The sequence below is a fragment of the Arthrobacter cavernae genome (assembly GCF_017368795.1).
In the GTDB taxonomy this organism is placed as follows: Bacteria; Actinomycetota; Actinomycetes; order Actinomycetales; family Micrococcaceae; genus Arthrobacter; species Arthrobacter cavernae.
In genome coordinates this window covers 32,884-54,056 of sequence record NZ_JAFNLL010000002.1, presented here as the reverse complement: position 1 = coordinate 54,056, position 21,173 = coordinate 32,884, and the positions used below count along the sequence as shown (strand labels likewise).

The window sequence follows — 21,173 nt, the reverse complement described above, 5'->3', positions numbered from 1 at the left end:
CACCTAGTTGGGCTAGCCCGGGACGCCGTAGCGGTGTTCCGGGCGGCCCGTGGTCCCGTAGCGCAGTTGGATCTCGACGGCGCCGTCGTCCGCCAGTGAGGACAGGTACCGTTGCGCCGTGGCGCGGGAGACGCCGACGCGCCCGGCGACCTCGGCTGCCGAGTACTGCTGCCCCGGTTCGAGCGCTTCCAGCACCGCCGTCTCCGTTGCCGATCGGGGCTTCCCCGACGGCGCCACATCGCCAGGGATCAGCGAACGCTTGGCGCGTTCAATGGTCGCCTGGTCCACGGCAGTCTGCTGTCCCAGGATCCTCCGGTACCGGGCGTACGCGCGCAGCTGCTGGGACAGGGATTCGGCCGTGAACGGCTTCAGCAGATAGGCCAGGGCGCCGCGGCGCAGCGCCACTTTGATGGAGTGGGCATCCGAGGCCGCGGTCAGCATCATGGCATCGGCGTCGAGCTGGCCCAGCAGATCCAGCCCTGAACCGTCCGGCAGGTAGGTGTCCAGCAGCACCAGGTCCGGCCGCAGGCTGTGGATCGCCTGCAGTGCCTGCGAAACGGAGCCCGCCGGCGCCAGTGCCAGGAACCCGGCCACGGAGTCCACATAGGTGGCGTGCAGCCTGGCCACGTGGAAGTCGTCATCCACGATCAGCACTCTCACATCGTCAGCCACTGCTGTCCTTCCTCGTTTCTGTCTTGCGGCCCATGACTCCCGGGATGGTGGCCATGAACACGGCTCCGGGGCCTCCCGCCGTGCCGGCCTCCAGCACGCGGACGTCGCCGCCCCGGCGCCGCGCGAGCTGGCGCACCAGCGCCAGCCCCAGGCCGTGCCCGCCCCCGGCGCGCGCCGGGTGTTCCGGCGTCTGCCCCGACGCCTGCTGAGACGTCGTGAAGCCTTCCGCGAAGACGGCCTCCGGATCCAGCTTCCCCAGGCCGTCGCCAGAGTCCCCGACGACGATGTGCAGTGTGCCGCCGTCGTCGGGATCATCCAGCAGCTCGAGCTCCACCCAGCGTTCCGCTGCAGAACCGGCGACGGCGGCGTTCACGGCGTTGTCGATCAGGTTGCCCAGCACGGTGGTGACGTCCTGCGGGTCCGCCACGTGGCCGCGGACCAGGGTTTCAGGGCCGATCCGCAGCGCCACGCCGCGCTCATCGGCCTCCACGCCCTTAGCGCCCACGAAGGCCTGCAGATACGGGTCCTGGAGCAGTTCCGCCTGTTCCACCGGGAACTTCAGCGGGCCCGTGGCGGCGAGGCGGGCGAGGTAGTCCCGGGCCTGTTCGTGCTGGCCGATGCTCATGAAACCGGCAATGGTGTGCAGCTGGTTGGCGAACTCGTGCCGCTGGGCGCGCAAAGCCGTGGACATGGTTCCCACGGCGTCCAGCTGGCGGGTCAGCTGCTGCAGCTCGGTGCGGTCGCGCAGCATCACCACCCAGCCGAGGTCTTCCTTGCGGTGCCAGGCCTTGCGGGCGCTGGCCACGAGGACCCGTCCGCCGGCCACCAGTTCCACGGCCCTGGCGTCCCGGGCCGCGGGCTGGGTCAGCTGCTTCAGCCGCGCGGGGACGGCGGCCTCGGACCAGCGCTGGCCCGTGGCATCGGGAAGGTCCAGCAGCCGTCCGGCGGCCGCATTGAAGACGGTGATGCGGCCATCGGCGGAGATGCCGATGACGCCGTCGTCCACGCCCTGCAGCACCGCCACCTGGTCGTGCACCAGCGTGCTGATTTCCTCGGGCTCCAGCCCCAGGGTCAGCCGCTGCAGGCGCCGGCGCAGCAGGAAGGAGGCGAGCACGCCGGCCAGCAGCGCTCCGCCTGCGGTGAGGGCGATGGGCACGATGTCGCGTGCCAGGCTTTGGCCCAGCGATTCCATCGAATAGCCCACGCTGACCTCGCCGACGATGGCAGCGGGCCCGTTGCCGCTTCCGGGGGCATGGACGGGAACCTTGGCGCCGGCGGAGGGGCCCAGGGTCCCGGTGTTCCGGGTGGTCACTTCCTGGCCGGAGAGGGCCATGGAGGGGTCGGTGCTGACGAGTTCGCCGAGCCGGGCGGGGTCCGGGTGGGCCAGGCGGAGGCCGGTTTCGTCGGTGATCACCACGAACAGGGCGCCGGTGCGGAGGCGGGCGGCCTCTGCGGCGGCCTGGAGGGGCCCGGCGGCCAGCACGGGAGCAGGGGGCGTGCCCTCTTCCTTGCTGATGGCCTGGACATCGGCGCGGACGTCCGGATCCGAGGCCACGGTCCGGGCCAGGGTCAGGGCCTGGTTCTCGGCCTCGTCGCCGATCCGCCCGTACACCAGCCAGCCGTGGACGGCGCCGCTGAGCAGCACCACCAGCAGCACGACGCCCAGCTGCAGGAGCAGCGTCTGGGTAGAGAAGCGCATGGCGAACCGTGGCACCCGGGCTCCTTCCGCCGTCGTGCGCGCCCGTAGCTGCGGGGCAGCCGCGGCGCTGGAAATCAACCTTCTTCTGCCCATCTTAGGCGCTGAGCACAATGAGCAAAACGCTCGGAACGAGCAGTATGCCGATCAAATCCCGCAAAGCCGGGACTGTGGCGGCCGCCACTATACCGTCTGTACTACGCATCACATTGAGGTGACGCCGTTCACAGTAGTAAGGAGCCAGCCGTGCTGGTATTGCTTGGATTCGCAATGATTGCGGTATTCATGGTCCTGATCATGACCAAAAAGTTGACGCCCGTTTTGGCGCTGATCATCGTCCCCACCATCTTCGGCCTCTTCGCCGGTGCTGGCCTGGGCATCGGCAGCATGGTCATGGATTCCATGAAGTCCATGACGTCCACGGCCGCGCTCTTGATGTTCGCCATCGTCTACTTCGGCCTCATGATCGACGTCGGGCTCTTCGACCCGCTGGTGAAGTTCATCCTGCGCAAGCTCGGCAACGACCCCGCCAAGGTGGTCCTCGGTACCGCCATCCTGGCCGCCGCAGTTTCGCTCGACGGTGACGGCTCCACCACCTTCATCCTCACCACCGCCGCCATGCTGCCCGTCTACCTGCGCCTGAAGATGAGCCCCGTCGTCCTGACCTGTGTGGCCGGCCTCGCCAACGGCACCATGAACATCCTGCCGTGGGGCGGCCCCACTGCACGCGCCGCCACCGCACTGAAGCTCGACGTCAACGACGTCTTCGTTCCCATGCTGCCTTCCCTCATCGCCGGCCTCGTCATCGTCTTCGTCTTCGCCTGGCTGCTGGGCCTGCAGGAACGCAACCGCCTCCGCAGCACCGCCCCCGAGATCTGGGGCGACGTTGCAGACCCGTCCGACATGTTCGACGGCGGCGCTGGCCGCGGCGGTTCCGTTGCCGGCGGTTCCGCCCGCACCGCAGGCAAGCCGGGCACCGGCGGCGGCGGCGTCGCAGTCCTGGAACGCACCGAACTGCTGGTGGACGACAAGGACAGCGCCATGGCGGACACGGCCCTGGACCCGAACCGCAAGACCCTGCGCCCCAAGCTCTTCTGGTTCAACCTCGGCCTGACCGTCGCCGTCATGGTGGTGCTCGTGGCCAACATCGTGCCGCTGCCGTACGTCTTCATGGTGGGCTCCGCCATCGCCCTGCTGGTGAACTTCCCCAACGTCAAGGAACAGGGCGCCCAACTGGTGGCCCACGCACCCTCCATCGTGGCCGTGGTCAGCATGGTCATGGCAGCAGCAGTCCTCACCGGCGTGCTCAACGGCACCGGCATGGTCAAGGCAATGTCGGAATGGCTCGTCCAGATCATTCCCGCGGACATGGGTCCGTTCATGGCAGTCATCACGGGCCTGCTCAGCATCCCCATGACGTTCTTCATGAGCAACGACGCCTTCTACTTCGGCGTCCTCCCGGTGCTCAGCGAAACCGCAGCCCACTACGGTGTGGGCGCTGCCGACATGGCCCGGGCATCCATCACCGGCCAGCCCTTCCACATGCAGAGCCCGCTGGTCCCGGCCATCCTCCTCCTGGTCTCCCTGGCCAAGGTAGAGCTGGGCGACCACCACAAGAAGGTCCTCTGGCGCACGGCAGTCATCTCGGTAGTGATGCTGGCAGTAGGAATGCTGACAGGAGCCATCGGCATCGGCTAGGCCCTACCGGCCTCGTTGGCGGAGCGGGCACGCGGACATCCTCCGCGTGCTCGCTCCTTCGTCGCGTTTGACGCACGCTTCCGGATGCCCGCGTGTCCGCCCGGCGAGCGGCTGGCACGACGGCGACGGGACGGACATCCTGCAGGCTGCGTCTAAGGGAGGAACGACCGAGCAGCCAAAGGATCGTCCGGTCTGGCGCCGGGAGGTGACCACAAGTCCCACCGCCGGAAGGCGACCACGTTGCTGGCACCCAGCGCCCCGCGCAACCAACGTAGACTAGTCCGGAAAACCATTTGAACTTTGCAGGGGAGATCCATGGCTGCGATCAACCGTGACGACGTCGCGCACCTCGCGCGTCTCGCTCACATTGAAATGAGTGCCGAAGAGCTGGACAGGATGGCGGGCGAACTCGCCGTCATCGTTGATTCGGTCAAGACCGTGAGCGAAGCCGCCGGGGACGATGTCCCGGCAACGTCCCACCCGATTCCGTTGAGCAACGTGTTCCGCGAAGACGTGGTGGGCCACACGTTCACGGCCGAGCAGTCCCTTTCCGGCGCGCCTGACGCGTACGAAGGCCGCTTCAAGGTCCCGGCAATCCTGGATGAGGACTAAGCGAATGACTGAACTGAACAGCACTGAACTCAACAGCGCCGGACTCATCCGCCTCTCGGCCGCGCAACTCGCCGCCAAGCTGGCCGCCCGCGAGGTCACCTCCGTCGAGGTCACCCAGGCATACCTGGACCGCATCGCCGCCGTGGACGGACAGGTCAACGCTTTCCTGCACGTGAACACTGAGGAAGCGCTCGCCGTCGCCGCCGAGGTGGACGCGATCCGCGCCGCCGGTGGTGCCGCCGCGGAGGAGCTCCACGAGCTCGCCGGCGTGCCGATCGCCGTCAAGGACCTCATCGTCACCATCGGCCAGCCCACCACGGCCGGCTCCAGGATCCTCGAAGGCTGGCACAGCCCGTATGACGCCACAGTCATCAAGAAGCTGCGCGCCGCCAAGATGCCGATCCTGGGCAAGACCAACCTGGACGAGTTCGCCATGGGTTCCTCCACGGAGCACTCGGCCTATGGCCCCACGCGCAACCCCTGGGACCTGGACCGCATTCCGGGCGGTTCCGGCGGTGGCTCCGCAGCCGCCGTCGCCGCCTTCGAAGCACCGCTGGCCCTCGGCACGGACACCGGCGGATCCATCCGCCAGCCCGGCGCCGTCACCGGCACCGTGGGCATGAAGCCCACCTACGGTGCCGTCTCCCGCTACGGCGCCATTGCCATGGCGTCCTCGCTGGACCAGATCGGCCCGGTATCGCGCACGGTGCTGGACTCCGCGCTGCTGCAGGAAGTCATCGGCGGCCACGACCCCTTCGACTCCACCTCGCTGACGGACCCCTTCGACAACCTGGTGGCCGCTGCCCGCACCGGCAATGTCACCGGGATGAAGATCGGCATCATCAAGGAACTCCACGGCGAGGGCTACCAGGCCGGCGTCGAGAACCGCTTCAACGAGTCCCTTGAGCTGCTCAAGGAGGCCGGCGCGGAAATCGTCGAGGTGTCCTGCCCCAACTTCAAGTACGCCCTGGGCGCCTACTACCTGATCATGCCGTCCGAGGTGTCCAGCAACCTGGCCAAGTTCGACGGCGTCCGCTTCGGCATGCGTGTGCTGCCCAAGGACGGCCCCCTGACCATCGAGCGCGTCATGGCCGCCACCCGCGCCGCGGGCTTCGGCGCGGAAGTCAAGCGCCGCATCATCCTGGGCACCTACGCCCTGAGCGCCGGCTACTACGACGCCTACTACGGCTCCGCGCAGAAGGTCCGCACGCTCATCCAGCGCGACTTCGACGCCGCGTTCGCGCAGGCCGACGTCCTGATCTCGCCCACGGCGCCCACCACGGCGTTCAAGCTGGGGGAGAAGCTGGACGACCCGCTGGCCATGTACCTGAACGACGTCGCCACCATCCCGGCCAACATGGCCGGCATCCCGGGCCTGTCGCTGCCCGGCGGCCTGGCCGACGAAGACGGCCTGCCGGTCGGCATCCAGCTGCTGGCCCCGGCCCGCGAGGACGCCCGCCTGTACCGCGTCGGCGCGGTCCTTGAGTCCTTGCTCGAAGAGAAGTGGGGTGGCCCGCTGCTGGCGCAGGCACCCGCTCTCGGTTCCACTTCCACCACCGCGGGAGGTTCCAACTAATGTCTGTTGACGCAACCCTGAGCTTCGAAGAAGCCATGGAAAAGTACGATCCCGTCCTGGGGTTCGAGGTCCACGTGGAGCTCAACACCAAGACCAAGATGTTCTCCTCCGCGCCGAACGTCTTCGGCGACGAGCCGAACACGAACGTCAACGAGGTGGACCTGGGCATGCCCGGCGTCCTGCCCGTGGTGAACAAGGCCGCGGTGGAGTCTTCCATCAAGATCGGCCTTGCCCTGAACTGCAAGATCGCCGAGACCTGCCGCTTCGCCCGGAAGAACTACTTCTACCCGGACACCCCCAAGAACTTCCAGACGTCCCAGTACGACGAGCCCATCGCGTACGACGGCTACCTGGACATCGAACTGGAGGACGGCACCGTGTTCCGCGTGGAGATCGAGCGCGCGCACATGGAAGAGGACGCCGGCAAGCTCACGCACATGGGCGGCGCCTCCGGCCGCATCCAGGGTGCCGACTACTCGCTGGTGGACTACAACCGTTCCGGCGTGCCGCTGGTGGAGATCGTCACCAAGCCGATCGAGGGCGCGGGCAGCCGTGCACCGGAGCTGGCCAAGGCCTACGTGGCCGCCGTCCGCGAGATCGTGAAGAACCTGGGCGTTTCCGACGCCAAGATGGAGCGCGGCAACGTCCGCTGCGACGCCAACGTGTCCCTGCGCCCGCACGGCCAGGAACGCTTCGGCATCCGTTCGGAGACCAAGAACGTGAACTCGCTGCGCGCCGTCGAACACGCCGTCCGTTACGAGATCCAGCGCCACGCCGCCGTCCTGGACTCCGGCCAGCCGATCATCCAGGAAACGCGCCACTGGCACGAGGACACGCGCTCGACGACGTCGGGCCGTGAGAAGTCCGACGCCGACGACTACCGCTACTTCCCGGAGCCGGACCTGGTTCCCGTTGTCGCCTCGCGCGAGTGGGTGGAGGAACTGCGCGCCACGCTGCCCGAGCCGCCGGCCGAGCGCCGCAAGCGCCTCCAGGCTGACTGGGGCTACTCGGACCTGGAATTCCGCGACGTCGTCAACGCCGGCGTCATGGACTCCATCGAGGAAACCATCGCAGCCGGCGCCAGCGCCGACGTCGCCCGCAAGTGGTGGATGGGTGAGATCGTGGGCCGTGCCAAGGCCGCCGACGTCGATCCCGCCGAACTCGGCGTCACCCCGCAGGTCATCGTGGAACTGAACAAGCTCATCGAAGACGGCAAGATCAACAACAAGATGGCCACCCAGGTCCTGGACGGCGTCCTCGCCGGCGAGGGTGCCCCGGCGGAGATCGTGGAGAAGCGCGGCCTCGCGGTCGTGTCCGACGACGGCCCCCTGCTGGAAGCCATCGACGCCGCACTCGCGGCACAGCCCGACGTCGCCGAGAAGATCCGCGGCGGCAAGCTGCAGGCCATCGGCGCGATCGTGGGCGGCGTCATGAAGGCCACCCGCGGCCAGGCCGACGCCGGCCGCGTCCGTGAGCTGATCCTCGCGAAGCTCGGAGTCGAGGGCTAGCGGTTGGGGCAGGCCCTTTCGTGTCGACTTCGTCGCCACGCAGGGACCCTGCCTGCCCCACCCTTCGTCGGCTAAGCCACGCGTTTTAACCCAACTGGGTCGCAGTTAACGTCGTTTTGAACGCTCAAAACGGCCACAACTGCGACCCAGTTTTTGTTTCTTGGAATCATGCCCGGAACGCAAAGTCACAGCCAGAACACAGCTTCCGGGCCCATCATGGAGGTGTCAGCCCAGAGCTGACAGCTGAAAGGAAGCGGGCCATGTCAACCTTGACGCCGGGCCTTCTTAAGGCCCTCATCGCAGGCGGGGTCGCCGTCGCACTGACCGGTGGCGGGGCAGCCACCGTCTGGGCAGGCACCCAGCCCAGCCTTTCGCCGTCGGGCTCTTCCCCATCTGCCACGGCAACGGCGAGCCCCGGCCCCAGCGGCTCCCACGCCAAAGGCCTTGGCCTCGGCAAGCTGCACGGACAGGGCATCCACGGCGAGTTCACCGTCAAGGACAAGGACGGCCATTTCAAGACCATCGTGACCCAGCGCGGAACCGTGGAGTCGGCGAGCGAAAGCTCCATCAGTGTCAAGAGCGAGGATGGCTTCACCCAGAGCTACGCCGTCAACGGTGAGACGCGGATCGTGAAGATCCCCGAGGACGTTTCGCAACTGCGGAACGGCAAGGGCAAGCCGGATCTGCCCGCCGCCACGGCCGTGGACCTCAAGGCCGGTGACACGGTGCGCATCGCCGGGACCAAGGACGGCGGCACTGTGACCGCCACGGCCATCGTCGCAGGCCAGCTCCCTGACAGGCTGCCCGGCAAGTTCAACGGCGACGGCAAGTTCAAGGGTCCGGGCCACCGCTTCGGGCAGAACGGCTAGGCGGCCGCGGTCCTGGAGCCCCGGTAGTGCCTGGCTTTCGCCCGCTGTGTGGCCAGGAACCTTCCCGATCATCTTAACGGGTCCACACGGGCCAAGTTGATGACTAAAGGTGATTTCTGTGCTCACTTACGATCATGATCTTGCATATGAGACCCGAGTCACTTATGGTTTGTTAAACGGTTAACGAAGGTGGCGGGCATCACATTGCCCCGCAGTCTTCAGCACATGAGGAGAAAGCATGAACTCGACGACGGAAGAAGCTCCGGCACTGCCGGAAACGCGCCGGGTCCCGGTTCCGGTGGAAGGACGCAACCCCGGCACCGGCAAGCGGCAGGGCAAGGCCGGCAAAGCGCCGTCGCAGAGCTTCCGGAACCGTCTGCGCCGCGACAAGCAGATGCTGCTCATGATGGTCCCCGGCGTCGTGTTCCTGCTCCTGTTCTTCTACATTCCGATCCTTGGCAACGTGATCGCGTTCCAGGACTACCAGCCCTACCTAGGCATCGGGGACAGCCTCTACGTCGGCTGGCAGAACTTCGTGGACCTCTTCGGCAACCCGGACTTCATCCAGGCCTTCCGGAACACGCTGTACCTGGCCGCCTGGCAGCTTGTCTTCCTGTTCCCGGTGCCGCTCATCCTGGCGCTGATCGTCGATTCGCTGATCAGCACCCGCGTCCGCCAGGTGTTCCAGAGCATCGCCTACCTGCCGCACTTCCTGTCCTGGGTGCTGGTCATCGCATTCTTCCAGCAGATGCTGGGCGGTGCAGGCTTCATCAACAACACCCTGCGCGACTTCGGCCTGGACCCCATCCCGTTCATGACCAATCCGGACACCTTCCCGCTGCTGGTGGTCGTCCAGATGATCTGGAAAGACGCCGGCTGGGCCATGATCATCTTCCTGGCTGCCCTGGCCAGCATCGACGCCTCCCTGTATGAGGCCGCTGCTGCCGACGGCGCCGGGCGCTGGCGCCGCATGTGGCACATCACGCTTCCCGGCCTGCGGCCCGTGATCGTCCTGCTGCTGATCCTGCGGATCGGCGACATCCTCTCCGTTGGCTTTGAGCAGTTCATCCTGCAGCGCGACGCCGTGGGCGCGGGTGCAGCGGAAGTGCTGGACACCTTCACCTACTACACCGGCGTGATCGGCGGCGGCTGGAGCTCCGGTGCCGCAGCAGGCCTGGCCAAGGGCATTGTCGGAGCACTGCTCATCTACGGCGCCAACAAACTGGCCCACCGCTTCGGCGAAGACGGAATTTTCGCAAAGCAAGCACGCTAATGCCCGGCTAGACCGCGCGGCTGCCGTACAAGGAGACCACCATGGCAACAACAACACTGTTCAAGAAAAAGCCCCGGGAGCTGAGCTACAACCCCAAGCGTCCCGTCTGGAAGGAACGCCCTTCCGCCCTGTACCAGACCGTCAAGGGCGTCATTCTTGTCCTGTTCAGCCTCTCGATCCTGGCCCCCATCATGCTGGTGGTGTCCACGTCCCTGGCTGACAACGAGCAGCTGGTCCGGGCAGGCGGCTTCGTCATGTGGCCCGAACGGCCCACGCTGGAAGCCTATGAGACCATCTTCAGGGGCCCGATGGTGCTGCAGTCGCTCGGTGTGAGCCTCTTCATCACCGCCGTAGGGACCATCCTGGCGCTGTTCGTCACCATCACCATGGCCTACGCCACCAGCCGGTCGGTGCTGTTCGGCCGCCCCGTGGTGCTGGCCGTCCTGTTCACCCTCCTGTTCGCCCCCGGACTGATCCCCTCGTTCCTGATGATCCGCGAGCTCGGCCTGCTTGACTCCATCTGGTCGCTGATCCTGCCCGGCATCTTCGGGGCCTTCAACTTCGTGGTCATGCGATCGTTCTTCATGAACATCCCCGGCGAGCTCATCGAAAGCGCCAGGATCGACGGCGCCAACGACTGGCAGATCCTGTGGCGGATCGTCATGCCTCTCTCCAAAGCCGTGATCGCCGTCGTCGGCCTGTTCTACGCCGTGGGGTTCTGGAACTCCTTCTTCAACGCGCTGCTCTACATCAACGACCACAGCAAGTGGCCCATCCAGCTGCTGCTCCGCAACTTCGTGGTCCAGGGCAGCGGCGCGGCCGACCAGCTGGGCATCACCACCACGCCGCCCCCGCAGTCCATCCAGATGGCCGTGGTCGTAGTGGCCCTGGTCCCCATCCTGATGGTCTACCCCTTCCTCCAGAAGCACTTTGCTAAGGGCGTCATCACCGGCGCCGTCAAGGGCTAGAAGCCCGCCAACAAACTGCAACACCAACCATGAAGAAAGTAACCAGAAAGGGTTATGCCATGACGAGCACTACCTCAGGACAGGCTGGATTCAGCCGCCGCGGCTTCCTCGGGCTCGCCGGCCTGGCTGTGACCGCAGCCGGCCTGTCCGCCTGCGGTGGTGGCAGCGCCGCGAGCTCCGGAGGCGCCGCTGCCTCCGCCTCGGTGAAGTTGCCCACATATAAGGAATTCACCGGCCTCACCCCGGACCTGGCGGGCAACGCCAAGGGCCTGCAGGCCGCCTACTTCAAGCTGCCCACCTCGGTGCAGTCGGTCAAGGGCATGCCGCTCAAGGGCAAGGTGACCGGCCTGACTGAAACCTTCGACACCATGAGCCCGGCCATGAAGGACAACGCCTTCTGGCAGCGCCTGAACGCCAAACTCGGCGGTGACCTGGAACTGCAGATCGCCGAGGACATCGGAGACGGCTACCCGGCCAAGTTCGCCACCGTGCTGGCCAGCAACGACCTGCCGGACATGATGTGGGTTCCGCCGAACCAGGGCATCCCCAACGTCGGGCCCATGCTCGAGGCCAAGTTCCAGGACCTCACCCAGTACCTCTCCGGCGACGCCGTGCTCGAGTACCCCAACCTCGCCGCCCTCAAGCCGGACTCCTGGAAGACCGCCGTCGTGAACGGCAAGATCTGGGGCGCGCCGATCCCCAGCACGCCGTTCGGCCAGGTCTACATCGGCAACCATGACACCTGGGCGCAGGTGGGCGGCTTCGAGGCCTCCAGCGCCGAGGAGTTCCTGCAGAAGGCCAAGGAGATCACCCGTCCCGGCGAGCAGAAGTACGCGCTGGAACCGGCCTACATCAACGCCCTGCACATGGTCACCGAATGGTTCGGCGCCCCCAACGCCTGGGCCGTGAACAAGGACCGCACCCTGACCCACCTCTACGAGACCGAGCAGTACGAGGCCGGCGTGGAGTTCGTGGCCAAGATGTTCGCGGCAGGCGTGTTCTACCCGGACGCCCAGGCCACGGACATCCGCTCCCGTGTTGCCAACGGCAGCGTCGGCGCCCAGGTGGTCAGCGGCCCGCACGATATCCGCGGCTTCCGAGCCCTGAACAAGGGCGCCAAGTTCGACATCCTGGTCCCGTTCAGTGCGGACGGCAAGATCAAGCCAACGTACGACATGGGCTACGGGACCGTCGGCTTCACGCCGTTCAAGAAGGCCGAGGAAGGCAAGATCCGCGAGCTGCTCTCGCTCATCAACTACCTCTCCGCCCCGTTCGGCACGGTCGAATACATGCAGAAGAACTACGGCGAGCTGGGCCAGGACTACACCCTGGACGCCACGGGCAACCCGGTCCGCACGGACACGGGAACCACCAACGGCCCGGGCCTGGTTTCCGCGCTGAACATCATGTCCAGCCCGGAGAACGTCATCTTCAACCCCGGTTTCGACGACGACACGCGCTATGTGAACCAGCAGCAGAAGAAGCTCCTCGAGATCGCCTGGCGCAACCCCACCAACGGTTCCTACTCGGACACCAACGCCAAGGTGGGCGCCAAGATCACCAAGCAGCTGCGCGACAAGGTGGTGGACATCATCACCGGCCGCGCCAAGATCGACGAGCTCAAGGACGGCGTCAAGCGCTGGAAGAGCGAAGGCGGCGACAAGATGCGCGAGGAATACCAGGCATCCCTGGCACCCGACGCACCGGTGTTCACGTCCTAGAATGAGCGCCAACTGCGGTGGCGGCTTGCCGCCACCGCAGGGCCACACAGACCCGGCCACACAGGCCAGTGAACGAACGAGCAAGGGGGAACCATGGCGAAGACAACAGGCACAGGCCAGCGGCCCACCATCCGCATGGTGGCGGAACTGGCAGGCGTCTCCACCGCCACGGTCTCCTACGTGCTGTCCGGGCGGCGCGGCGACGGCGGACCGGGCGTTTCGGACCCGACGGCGGACAAGGTCAAGTCCGCCGCCGAACGGTTGGGCTACCATCCCAACCAGGCCGCGCGCGCCATCCGCACGGGACGCACCAACACCGTGATCCTGTCGCTGACCATGCTCTCGGACCCCTGGTCCCTCTCGGTGATCGAGGCCGTGCAGCGGGCGGCCGCGCCCCTGGGGATCACGCCGATGATCCTTGGCGACGCGGACTGGGTCAAGGTTCTCGGCATCCACAATGCGGACGCGGTTTTCGTGGACGCCGTGGGCGCGAAGGAGCGGGACGCGCCGCGCAGGCTCGCTGCCACGGGAACCACCCTGGTGGTCTTTGACGAGCTGCTGGAACCGGAAGGTTTCGATGTCATCCGTTCGCTGGCCGGCCCCGGCTGTGAACTGGCCATGGAGCACCTGCTCAACGGCCACCGCAGGATCGGCTGCCTCACCGCCGTGCCGTCAAGCGGGATACCTGTTGGGCCCCGTTATGCGGCCTACGCCAGGGCGCTTGAGGGAGCCGGGATTCCCGTGCGGGAGGACTACGTGGGGGGCTTCGACGGCACCACGGCCGGGGCCTACGCCGCGGCCACGCGCCTGCTCAGCCTGGCGGACCGGCCCACGGCGGTCTACGCCACCACGGACTTTGCAGCGGTCAGCGCCATCAATGCCGCCCAGCGGCTCGGCCTGGCCGTCGGCAAGGACGTGGACATCATCGGTGTCGGTAACACGGTGGAGGGCGAGCGGATGTCGCCGTCACTGAGCAGCGTCGGCCCCGTCGACTTTTTCGACAGGCTCGCCCGGCTGCTCCTGCAGCGGGCCACCGGCGAGGGGTCCGACGCCGGGCCCGGTGTCCTGGACTTCCCCTGGCAGCTGTTCGTGCGGGAATCGGCCCCGCACCGCAACGCCGCCGCAAGACTTTATTGAGAATCAGCAGAAGGATATACACGCAATGGAACAGGATTTGAAGGTCGGCATCGTGGGCTTCGGTCTGCGGTCGGGGCTGTGGCGCCACGCGCACAAGCCGGGACAGGGCTCCGAGGTCACGATCATCTGTGACACGAGCGAACGCGGGCGGGCCGATGCGGCAGAGCGCATCCCCAGCGCCCGTGTCACGGCAGACCTCGAGGAACTCCTCAGCAGCGGGATCGACGCCGTCCTGGTGCTGACCCCGGACAACCAGCACGCCGCCGTCGCGGTCCGTACGCTCAAGGCGGGCATCCCCACCTTCTGCGAGAAGCCGCTGGACGTCACCGTGGAAGCCGCGGACCTCATCCTGCAGACCGCCTTCGAGACCGGCACCCGCCTGTACGTGGGCCACAACATGCGCCACATGCCGGTGGTGGTTCAGATGCGCCAGCTCATCGAAGAAGGCAAGATCGGCGAGGTCAAGGCCATCTGGTGCCGGCACTTCGTGGGCCACGGCGGCGACTACTACTTCAAGGACTGGCACGCCCAGCGCGCCAACGTGACCTCGTTGCTGCTGCAGAAGGGCGCGCACGACATCGACGTGATCCACTGGTTCGCCAACAGCTACACCAAGCGGGTTGCCGCCGTCGGCGATCTCGCGGTCTATGGCGGCGTGGGCAAGCGGAGCAATAACGACGGTAAGCGCATGGGCGACTGGTTCTCCCTGGAGAACTGGCCGCCCACCGAACAGACCGGCCTGGCCGAGACGATCGACGTCGAGGACATCTCCATGATGAATATGGTCCTGGACAACGGCGTGCTGGCTTCCTACCAGCAGTGCCACTTCACCCCGGACTACTGGCGCAACTACACCGTCATCGGCACCAAGGGCCGGATCGAGAACTTCGGCGACGGCCCGGGCGGGACCATCAAGGTCTGGACTAGCCGCACCTCCGGCTTCGCCGAGCCGGACGAGACGGTCGAGATCCTGGACGGCGAAGGCGGCCACGGCGGCGCCGACCCGCTCCTGATCGAGGAGTTCCTCCGCTTCGCGGCCGAGGGCGGCCACACCCAGACGAGCCCCGTCGCGGCACGCCAAGCAGTGGTGGCCGGCATCCTGGCCGCGGAATCCCTGCGCGGCGACGGCACGGCAAAGGAGGTTCCGGCCCTGCCCGAAGCGCTCGTGGAGTACTTCGACGCCGGCCAGCCGGCGCTCGTCCGCGGGGTCTAGGTATCCGCGGGGCGTAGCCGTCCAAGGGGCATAGTCGCCCGCGGCAATACTTGTGCGGCGAACCACCGCACGCCGGCCTGCCGGCTTCCCGCAGGGGCGAACCCTCAGCGGCGGATGCCGGCGGCCAGATCGGTCATGACGGACTGCAGCGAATCGCAGACCGTCATGACCGATTTCCTTTTCAGCGTCTCGGGCCGGGCCAGGATGTCGATCTTGCGGACCGAATTGACTCCGGCGAGCGGCCGCAGCACCACGCCGGCGTCCAGCACGCGCTGCGCCGTGAACCGCGGAAGCAGCCCGATCGCCCCGCCCGCGGACACGAGGGCTGCCACTGTCGAGTAGTCGTTGATCCGGTGCAGCACCTCCGCGGGGCGCCCGCTGACCGCGACGACGGCGGCCAGCACATCCGCGGGGGAGTAACCGTCGCGGCTGGTCACCCAGGGCTGCCCGACGACGTCGGCTGGCTCCAGTTCGGACCGTGCGGCGAGCGGGTGCCCGGCGGGCAAGGCGATGTCCAGCGGTTCGTCGGCCAGCGGAATGACCGTCACCTTGTCCCGCGGCCATGCGGGGCCGTGCGCCATGCGGTGGGCCAGGACGATGTCGTAACGGGCGGTGAGCGCGGGAAAACCCTGTTGCGGGACGTCCTCATCGGCCAGTCGCAAACGGGGAACCCCCTCGCCGCCGGCGAGGAGCCGGGAGGCGAGGCGGCCGAAGAGTGCCTGGCCGGCGCTGTGGAAGGCGCTCACGGAAACCGTCCCGGCCGGGTCGTCGTGGTAGCCGCCGATTGCGGCGCGCGCATCGGCCATGGCACGCACGACGGCGCCGCCGGCGTCCGCGAGCACTTGGCCAGCGTCTGTCAGGACGAGGTTCCGGCCTTCCTTCCGGGTGAGGGGCACCCCGGCACTGCGCTGAAGGAGGGTGAGTTGCTGCGACACGGCGGACGGAGTGACCATCATCGTTTCGGCCACGGCCTTGACGCTGCCGAGCTCACCGAGCTCGCGAAGCACTTGAAGCTGGCGGACATCCATCAGTTAATCCTAAAGGGTTTGTCCGCTCGGTGTAGCTGGGCCTCAAGTGTTGCGCCCGGCCCCGGGCTTGCGCGCGAGGCCGGGATCCACTCCGGTTCCGCGGGCTCAGAGCCCGTTGCGCACCACTGTTCCCTGCGCGACGACGGTGCGGACCTTTTCGAGGGCCGTTCCGTCGCTGAGCGGATCGGCGTCGACCACCACGGCATCCGCGAAGGCGCCGGGCATGAAGCGGCCCGCCTTGCTTTCCCAGCCGAGCAGCCGCGCTGCGTGGGTGGTGGCGGAACGCAGGGCCTCCAGCGGCGACAGCCCGGCCTCGGTGAGGAGGCGGACTTCGGTGCCCAGCGGGGTGACGTCGCTGCCGAAGGAGTCGGTTCCGGCCACCACCGTGACGCCTGCCTCGTGCGCGGCGCGGACGGCTGCCTTGAGAATCGGGGTGTATTCCCGGCCGCGTGCGGCGAGGATCGGATTGGAGGAGGTGGCCATGCTGGAGATGCCATCCAAGGTCGGGGTGAAGAAGGTGCCCCGCCGGGCCATCTCGGCGATGGTCTTCTCCGAAAGGAAGACCCCGTGCTCGATGCTGCGCACGCCTGCGCGGACGGCGCCGTCGATGCCATCTGCGCTGTAGGCGTGGCACAGCACGCCCGCGCCGCGGGCGGCTTTGACGATGGCCGAGAGCTGATCGCGGTTGTAGACCAGTTCCCTGGGGTCCTGCTCGGGAAGGCCGGCACGCGGGTTGGCGCGGGTCTTGATGACCTCCGCGCCTCGATTGAGGTTGACCTGCGTGAGGTATGCGAGATCCGAGGCCTCGGTGATGCCGTTCTTGAGCGTGGCGAGCGGCGCAAGGTCCGGGTCTGCGAGGACCGAGTCCCCCAGTTGGGGCGAGATGAAGAGGCCGGCAGGGCGCATGCGCGGGGAAGCCCCCGGAGCCCAGGTGGGCAGCTTGGCCAGCGCAACGTCCTGGTAGAAGCTGGAGGATCCGCTGCGCATGCTGGTCACGCCGCCCTGCAGGAGGAGCCGGGCATCCGAAAGCGCGCCTGCGTGGACGTGCACGTCCACCAGGCCGGGGACTACCCAGCGGCCGGCGGCGTTCAGGACCTGGGCGCGGCCGGCGACGGCGGCAACCGCCTTGCGCGTGGCGTCCCGTGTGCCCACGGCCACTACTTTGCCGCCGTCGAGCACGAGCACGCCATCCGCCACGGCGTCGCCGCTGAGGGGGTCCACGATAGTCCCGCCCTCGATCACGACTGCGCCTGGCGTTGTCGGGCGGCCGGGATAGTTGGGTGCCTGGGGACGTTCAGCGGCATGGGCCGCCGGCGCGGAGCCCAGCTGCGCGGCGACGCTCGCGACCGAGATCCCGGCAAGGGCGGCCGCCCCGGCGAGGATTCCGCGGCGCGACAGGCCTGCCGGCGGCAGGGCCTCGCTGGTGTGGTCGTGCAAGCACATGGGTTACTCCTTGGGGCTGGCTGCTTGGTGCGAGTGGTACATGCCACAGTATTTGGTATACCAGATCAAAATTCAAGGGGCGCCCGGACGTGATGTCCGGTTTTCCAGACAGTGAAGTATTCCCTAAACTGTTGAGTGAGATACTTGAGCTTGTTCTAAGCTTTCCGAGGGCATCTAATTGGATCCATGAAGGCTCTCTACAAATCCGGCCCGCACGCCGGTTTCGAACTCGTCGACCGTCCGGAACCCGAGGCGGGCCCCGGCGACGTCAAGATCCGCGTCATGACCACGGGCATCTGCGGCACCGACCTGCACATCCAGTCCTGGGATGCCTGGGCCCAGAGCATCATCGAAACTCCGCTGATCGCAGGCCACGAGTTCTACGGCGAGGTCGTGTCCATCGGCGAGGACGTCCGAGACGTCAAGGTCGGTGACCGTGTCTCCGGCGAAGGCCACGTGGTCTGCGGAATCTGCCGCAACTGCCGTGCCGGCCGCAGGCAGATGTGCATCAACACCGTCAGTGTGGGCGTGCAGCGCGACGGCGCCTTCGCCGAGTATGTCGTGATCCCGGAGACCAACGTCTGGGTCCACCACGATCCCTCGGTCACCCCGGAACTCGGCGCCATCTTCGACCCCTTCGGCAATGCCGTCCACACCGCCCTGAGCTTCCCGCTCGTCGGCGAGGACGTGCTCATCACCGGCGCGGGCCCCATCGGCCTCATGGCCATCGCCGTCGCCCGCCACGCCGGCGCCCGGAAGATCGCCATCACCGATGTCTCCGCGCCCCGGCTGCAGTTGGCCCGGGACCTCGGCGTGGATCTGGCCATCGACGTGTCCAGGACCCGCGTCAAGGACGCCCAGAAGGAACTGGGCATGCGCGAAGGCTTCGACATCGGCCTGGAAATGTCCGGCCACCCCACGGCATTGCCTGAGATGATCGACAACATGAACCACGGCGGTCGCATCGCGATGCTTGGCCTGCCCAGCCAGTCCATCGACATCGACTGGGGCAAGGTGGTCACCCACATGCTGACGCTGAAGGGCATCTACGGCCGCGAAATGTACGAGACCTGGTACGCCATGAGCGCCATGCTCTCCTCCAACCCCGGCCTGCACCGGAACATCTCCGCCGTCGTCACGGACAAGCTGTCCGCCACCGACTGGGAGAAGGGCTTCGAGATTGCCCGCGCCGGAACCGGCGGCAAGGTCGTCCTCGACTGGACCGAACTCTAGAGACCCCGGAAGCCAAGGAGCAAAGCATTATGTATTCAGCCATCAAAGACCAGCTGCAGGGCGAACTGGACGAGATCCGCAGCGCCGGACTCTTCAAGACCGAACGCCACATCGATTCACCCCAGGCCAGCCACATCGCCGCAGGCCAGCTCGGCCAGCCCGCGGCCGCCGTCCTGAACTTCTGCGCCAACAACTACCTGGGCCTTGCGGACCACCCGGATATCATCGCGGCTGCGAAGTCCGCCATGGACGAGCGCGGCTTCGGCATGGCCTCGGTGCGCTTCATCTGCGGCACCCAGGACCTGCACCTGGAGCTTGAGGCCCGGGTTTCGAAGTTCCTGGGCACCGAGGACACCATCCTGTTCTCGAGCTGCTTCGACGCCAACGGCGGTGTGTTCGAGTCCCTGTTCGGCGCCGAAGATGCCATCATCTCCGATTCCCTGAACCACGCCTCCATCATCGACGGCATCCGGCTCAGCAAGGCGCAGCGCTTCCGCTACGCCAACCAGGACATGGCGGACCTCGAGGCCAAGCTCATCGAGGCCACCACGCAGGCCACGCCCGCCCGCCGCAAGATCATCGTCACCGACGGCGTGTTCTCGATGGACGGCTTCCTGGCCCCGCTGGAGGCCATCTGCGATCTCGCCGAAAAGTACGACGCCTTGGTCATGGTGGATGACTCGCACGCTGTGGGCTTCATGGGTTCCACCGGTGCCGGCACCCCGGAGCACGCCGGCGTCTCGGACCGCGTGGACATCTACACCGGCACCTTCGGCAAAGCCCTGGGCGGCGCCTCTGGCGGCTACGTGTCCGGCCGCGCCGAGATCATCGCCATGCTGCGCCAGAAGGCCCGCCCCTACCTGTTCTCCAACTCGCTGGCCCCGGCCATCGTCGCGGCCACCATCAAGGCCATCGAGCTGGTGCAGGGTTCCGGCGAGCTGCGCACGCGCTTGTTCGACAATGCTGCGCTGTTCCGCCGCCGCATGAGCGAGGAAGGCTTCGAACTGCTCGACGGCGAACACGCCATCATCCCGGTCATGTTCGGTGACGCGGTGGTTGCCGCAAAGGTGGCCGACGAAATGCTCGGCCACGGCGTGTTTGTGACGGCCTTCAGCTACCCCGTGGTGCCCAAGGGCGCCGCGCGCATCCGCGTCCAGCTCTCCGCCGCCCACAGCGCCGACGACGTCGAAGCCTGCGTCCAGGCGTTCATCACAAGCCGGGCGGCTGCCGCCTAAGGCTCTGGCCACGCATCGCATTCCTTCCTGACCTTCTTTGCGCCCCATGGGGTCCGAAATCGCCGGAAAATTGCGCTTTAGGCGGTCAAAGTAGGTCAGGAAGGAAGCTGCTCGCGCGAGGGTGTCCACTGTCCATCCGGTCTGACAGGATGGAGCCATGGCTTCGAATTATGACGTGGTAATCGTGGGCGGCGGGATTGCCGGGCTGTCCTTGGCTTCTGCCCTTGCCGGGAAGTGCTCGGTGGCGCTGGTGGAGGCCGAGCAATCCCTGGCCTTCCACACGTCGTCGCGCTCGGCCCGCCAGCTGATCCCCAGCTACGGGCCGCCCGTGGTGCAGGAACTCACCGTCCGCACGCTGGAGCTGATGAAAGCCCGCGACGCCGAACTCCCGGAGCCGGTGCTGAGCCCCCGCAGCTTCATGCTGGTGGGCGAGGAAGAGATCGTCAGGGCCGAGTCCAGCGGCAACATGCATGCCATCACCCATGCCGAGGCGCTCCGGTTGTGCCCCGTGCTCAAGCCGGAGTCCTTCAGCGCGGCCGGCCTGGACACCGGATCCTTCGCCTGCAACGCGCCCCTGCTGCTGGAAGACCACCGGCGCCGTGCCGAGGCCGGGGGAGTCGACATCATCACCGGCGCCCGCGTCCACTCGGCCCAACGGCTCGGTACCGGCTGGCAGTTGGGGGCAGGCATGGAAGGCTTCCAGTCCGCCGTCGTGGTCAACGCGGCAGGCGCGTGGGCGGACGAGCTTGCCGTCATCAGCGGCGTCGAGAAACTCGGGCTCCAGCCGTTCCGCCGCACGGCGGCGATCGTCGACGTCGAGCAGCCGCTGAGCCCGGACACCCCCATGGTGGCAGCAGCCGATGACACCTTCTATTTCCGGCCCGACGGCGGCCAGGTCCTGATCTCTCCGTCCGAGACCGTGCCGAGCCGGGCCGAGGACGCCAAGCCGTACCCGGGCGACATCGACAAGCTGATAGACAAACTCAATTCCCTGACGACCCTCGGTATCCGTTCCGTGGACCGTTCCTGGACCGGGCTGCGCACCGAGGCGGCGGACGGTGTCCCGGTAGTGGGCTTCGACGCCGAGGCCCGGGGCTTTTTCTGGCTCGCCGGGCAAGGCGGCTACGGCTTCCAGACCTCCTCGGCCATCGCCGAGCTCGCGGCCGCACTGATCCTCGGCGAACTGTCCGGCCAGCCCGCGAGCCCGCCTGCCGGTACGGAACAGAGTCTGGAATCCCGGACAGCAGAGGAGCTGGCTGCCGTGCGCTGGTCCATCCGGCGCTGAACAATG

17 protein-coding genes are annotated in these 21,173 nt (G+C 67.1%); 13 read left to right on the top strand and 4 right to left on the bottom strand.

Going from position 1 to position 21,173, the window contains the following annotated elements; genetic code table 11:
• Nucleotides 1–12 precede the first annotated feature (12 nt).
• Together J1902_RS00270 and J1902_RS00265 are read right to left on the bottom strand one after the other, a co-directional pair.
• The gene (locus J1902_RS00270) at nt 13–672 is read right to left on the bottom strand and encodes a response regulator (protein WP_207614191.1); all 660 of its coding nucleotides are present in this window, start codon (nt 670–672) and stop codon (nt 13–15) included.
• Nucleotides 665–2,371, bottom strand: coding sequence for a sensor histidine kinase (locus tag J1902_RS00265; RefSeq protein ID WP_207614536.1), 1,707 nt, complete (start codon nt 2,369–2,371; stop codon nt 665–667). Before J1902_RS00265 ends, J1902_RS00270 begins: the two co-directional genes overlap by 8 nt.
• A gap of 243 nt (nt 2,372–2,614) precedes the next feature.
• Between J1902_RS00265 and J1902_RS00260 the strand changes: the two genes are divergently transcribed.
• The 10 genes from J1902_RS00260 to J1902_RS00215 all read left to right on the top strand — a co-directional run bounded on the left by J1902_RS00260 (nt 2,615) and on the right by J1902_RS00215 (nt 14,943).
• A complete protein-coding gene (locus tag J1902_RS00260; protein ID WP_207614190.1) occupies nt 2,615–4,066 on the top strand; it encodes a CitMHS family transporter in 1,452 nt (483 codons plus the stop codon).
• A gap of 315 nt (nt 4,067–4,381) precedes the next feature.
• On the top strand, nt 4,382–4,678 hold the full coding sequence (gatC, locus tag J1902_RS00255; RefSeq protein WP_207614189.1) for an Asp-tRNA(Asn)/Glu-tRNA(Gln) amidotransferase subunit GatC: 297 nt from the start codon (nt 4,382–4,384) through the stop codon (nt 4,676–4,678).
• A 4-nt stretch (nt 4,679–4,682) separates the two neighbouring features.
• A complete protein-coding gene (gene gatA / locus J1902_RS00250; RefSeq protein WP_207614188.1) occupies nt 4,683–6,254 on the top strand; it encodes an Asp-tRNA(Asn)/Glu-tRNA(Gln) amidotransferase subunit GatA in 1,572 nt (523 codons plus the stop codon).
• Nucleotides 6,254–7,762 (top strand): Asp-tRNA(Asn)/Glu-tRNA(Gln) amidotransferase subunit GatB, encoded by a 1,509-nt coding sequence (gatB, locus tag J1902_RS00245; protein ID WP_207614187.1) that lies wholly within the window; start codon nt 6,254–6,256, stop codon nt 7,760–7,762. Before gatA ends, gatB begins: the two co-directional genes overlap by 1 nt.
• A 260-nt stretch (nt 7,763–8,022) precedes the next feature.
• On the top strand, nt 8,023–8,631 hold the full coding sequence (locus J1902_RS00240) for a hypothetical protein (protein ID WP_207614186.1): 609 nt from the start codon (nt 8,023–8,025) through the stop codon (nt 8,629–8,631).
• 238 nt (nt 8,632–8,869) lie between these two features.
• Entirely contained in the window at nt 8,870–9,904 is a 1,035-nt protein-coding gene (locus J1902_RS00235; RefSeq protein WP_207614185.1) for an ABC transporter permease, read from the top strand.
• 41 nt (nt 9,905–9,945) lie between these two features.
• Nucleotides 9,946–10,872, top strand: coding sequence for a carbohydrate ABC transporter permease (locus J1902_RS00230; protein ID WP_207614184.1), 927 nt, complete (start codon nt 9,946–9,948; stop codon nt 10,870–10,872).
• Between the two features lie 59 nt (nt 10,873–10,931).
• Nucleotides 10,932–12,593: a type 2 periplasmic-binding domain-containing protein gene (locus tag J1902_RS00225; protein ID WP_207614183.1), complete on the top strand. Its 1,662-nt coding sequence runs from the start codon at nt 10,932–10,934 to the stop codon at nt 12,591–12,593.
• A gap of 93 nt (nt 12,594–12,686) precedes the next feature.
• The gene (locus J1902_RS00220) at nt 12,687–13,730 is read left to right on the top strand and encodes a LacI family DNA-binding transcriptional regulator (RefSeq protein WP_207614182.1); all 1,044 of its coding nucleotides are present in this window, start codon (nt 12,687–12,689) and stop codon (nt 13,728–13,730) included.
• 25 nt (nt 13,731–13,755) lie between these two features.
• Complete coding sequence (locus tag J1902_RS00215) at nt 13,756–14,943, top strand: Gfo/Idh/MocA family protein (RefSeq protein WP_207614181.1); 1,188 nt, start codon at nt 13,756–13,758, stop codon at nt 14,941–14,943.
• Between the two features lie 104 nt (nt 14,944–15,047).
• On the opposite strand, the gene J1902_RS00210 is transcribed toward J1902_RS00215, so the two are convergent.
• Both J1902_RS00210 and J1902_RS00205 read right to left on the bottom strand, forming a co-directional pair.
• Nucleotides 15,048–15,971, bottom strand: a complete 924-nt coding sequence (locus J1902_RS00210; protein ID WP_207614180.1) for a LysR family transcriptional regulator — start codon at nt 15,969–15,971, stop codon at nt 15,048–15,050.
• A gap of 105 nt (nt 15,972–16,076) precedes the next feature.
• Nucleotides 16,077–17,414, bottom strand: a complete 1,338-nt coding sequence (locus J1902_RS00205; protein ID WP_207614179.1) for an amidohydrolase family protein — start codon at nt 17,412–17,414, stop codon at nt 16,077–16,079.
• Nucleotides 17,415–17,600: 186 nt separating this feature from the next.
• On the opposite strand from J1902_RS00205, the gene tdh reads away from it, so the two are divergent.
• The 3 genes from tdh (at nt 17,601) to J1902_RS00190 (ending at nt 21,167) form a co-directional block, all read left to right on the top strand.
• Nucleotides 17,601–18,647, top strand: coding sequence for an L-threonine 3-dehydrogenase (tdh, locus tag J1902_RS00200; protein WP_207614178.1), 1,047 nt, complete (start codon nt 17,601–17,603; stop codon nt 18,645–18,647).
• A gap of 29 nt (nt 18,648–18,676) precedes the next feature.
• A complete protein-coding gene (locus J1902_RS00195; RefSeq protein WP_207614177.1) occupies nt 18,677–19,882 on the top strand; it encodes a glycine C-acetyltransferase in 1,206 nt (401 codons plus the stop codon).
• Between the two features lie 157 nt (nt 19,883–20,039).
• Nucleotides 20,040–21,167: an NAD(P)/FAD-dependent oxidoreductase gene (locus tag J1902_RS00190; RefSeq protein WP_207614176.1), complete on the top strand. Its 1,128-nt coding sequence runs from the start codon at nt 20,040–20,042 to the stop codon at nt 21,165–21,167.
• The last annotated feature ends 6 nt before the right edge of the window (nt 21,168–21,173 follow it).

Bases quoted from the DNA above. Each gene is read 5' to 3' on its own strand.
- gatA (WP_207614188.1), top strand. From the start codon at position 4,683: ATGACTGAACTGAACAGCACTGAACTCAACAGCGCCGGACTCATCCGC.
- J1902_RS00205 (WP_207614179.1), bottom strand. From the start codon at position 17,414: ATGTGCTTGCACGACCACACCAGCGAGGCCCTGCCGCCGGCAGGCCTG.
- J1902_RS00210 (WP_207614180.1), bottom strand. From the start codon at position 15,971: ATGGATGTCCGCCAGCTTCAAGTGCTTCGCGAGCTCGGTGAGCTCGGC.
- J1902_RS00230 (WP_207614184.1), top strand. From the start codon at position 9,946: ATGGCAACAACAACACTGTTCAAGAAAAAGCCCCGGGAGCTGAGCTAC.
- J1902_RS00215 (WP_207614181.1), top strand. From the start codon at position 13,756: ATGGAACAGGATTTGAAGGTCGGCATCGTGGGCTTCGGTCTGCGGTCG.
- gatC (WP_207614189.1), top strand. From the start codon at position 4,382: ATGGCTGCGATCAACCGTGACGACGTCGCGCACCTCGCGCGTCTCGCT.
- J1902_RS00220 (WP_207614182.1), top strand. From the start codon at position 12,687: ATGGCGAAGACAACAGGCACAGGCCAGCGGCCCACCATCCGCATGGTG.
- tdh (WP_207614178.1), top strand. From the start codon at position 17,601: ATGAAGGCTCTCTACAAATCCGGCCCGCACGCCGGTTTCGAACTCGTC.
- J1902_RS00195 (WP_207614177.1), top strand. From the start codon at position 18,677: ATGTATTCAGCCATCAAAGACCAGCTGCAGGGCGAACTGGACGAGATC.
- J1902_RS00190 (WP_207614176.1), top strand. From the start codon at position 20,040: ATGGCTTCGAATTATGACGTGGTAATCGTGGGCGGCGGGATTGCCGGG.
- J1902_RS00240 (WP_207614186.1), top strand. From the start codon at position 8,023: ATGTCAACCTTGACGCCGGGCCTTCTTAAGGCCCTCATCGCAGGCGGG.
- J1902_RS00235 (WP_207614185.1), top strand. From the start codon at position 8,870: ATGAACTCGACGACGGAAGAAGCTCCGGCACTGCCGGAAACGCGCCGG.
- gatB (WP_207614187.1), top strand. From the start codon at position 6,254: ATGTCTGTTGACGCAACCCTGAGCTTCGAAGAAGCCATGGAAAAGTAC.
- J1902_RS00265 (WP_207614536.1), bottom strand. From the start codon at position 2,371: ATGCGCTTCTCTACCCAGACGCTGCTCCTGCAGCTGGGCGTCGTGCTG.
- J1902_RS00225 (WP_207614183.1), top strand. From the start codon at position 10,932: ATGACGAGCACTACCTCAGGACAGGCTGGATTCAGCCGCCGCGGCTTC.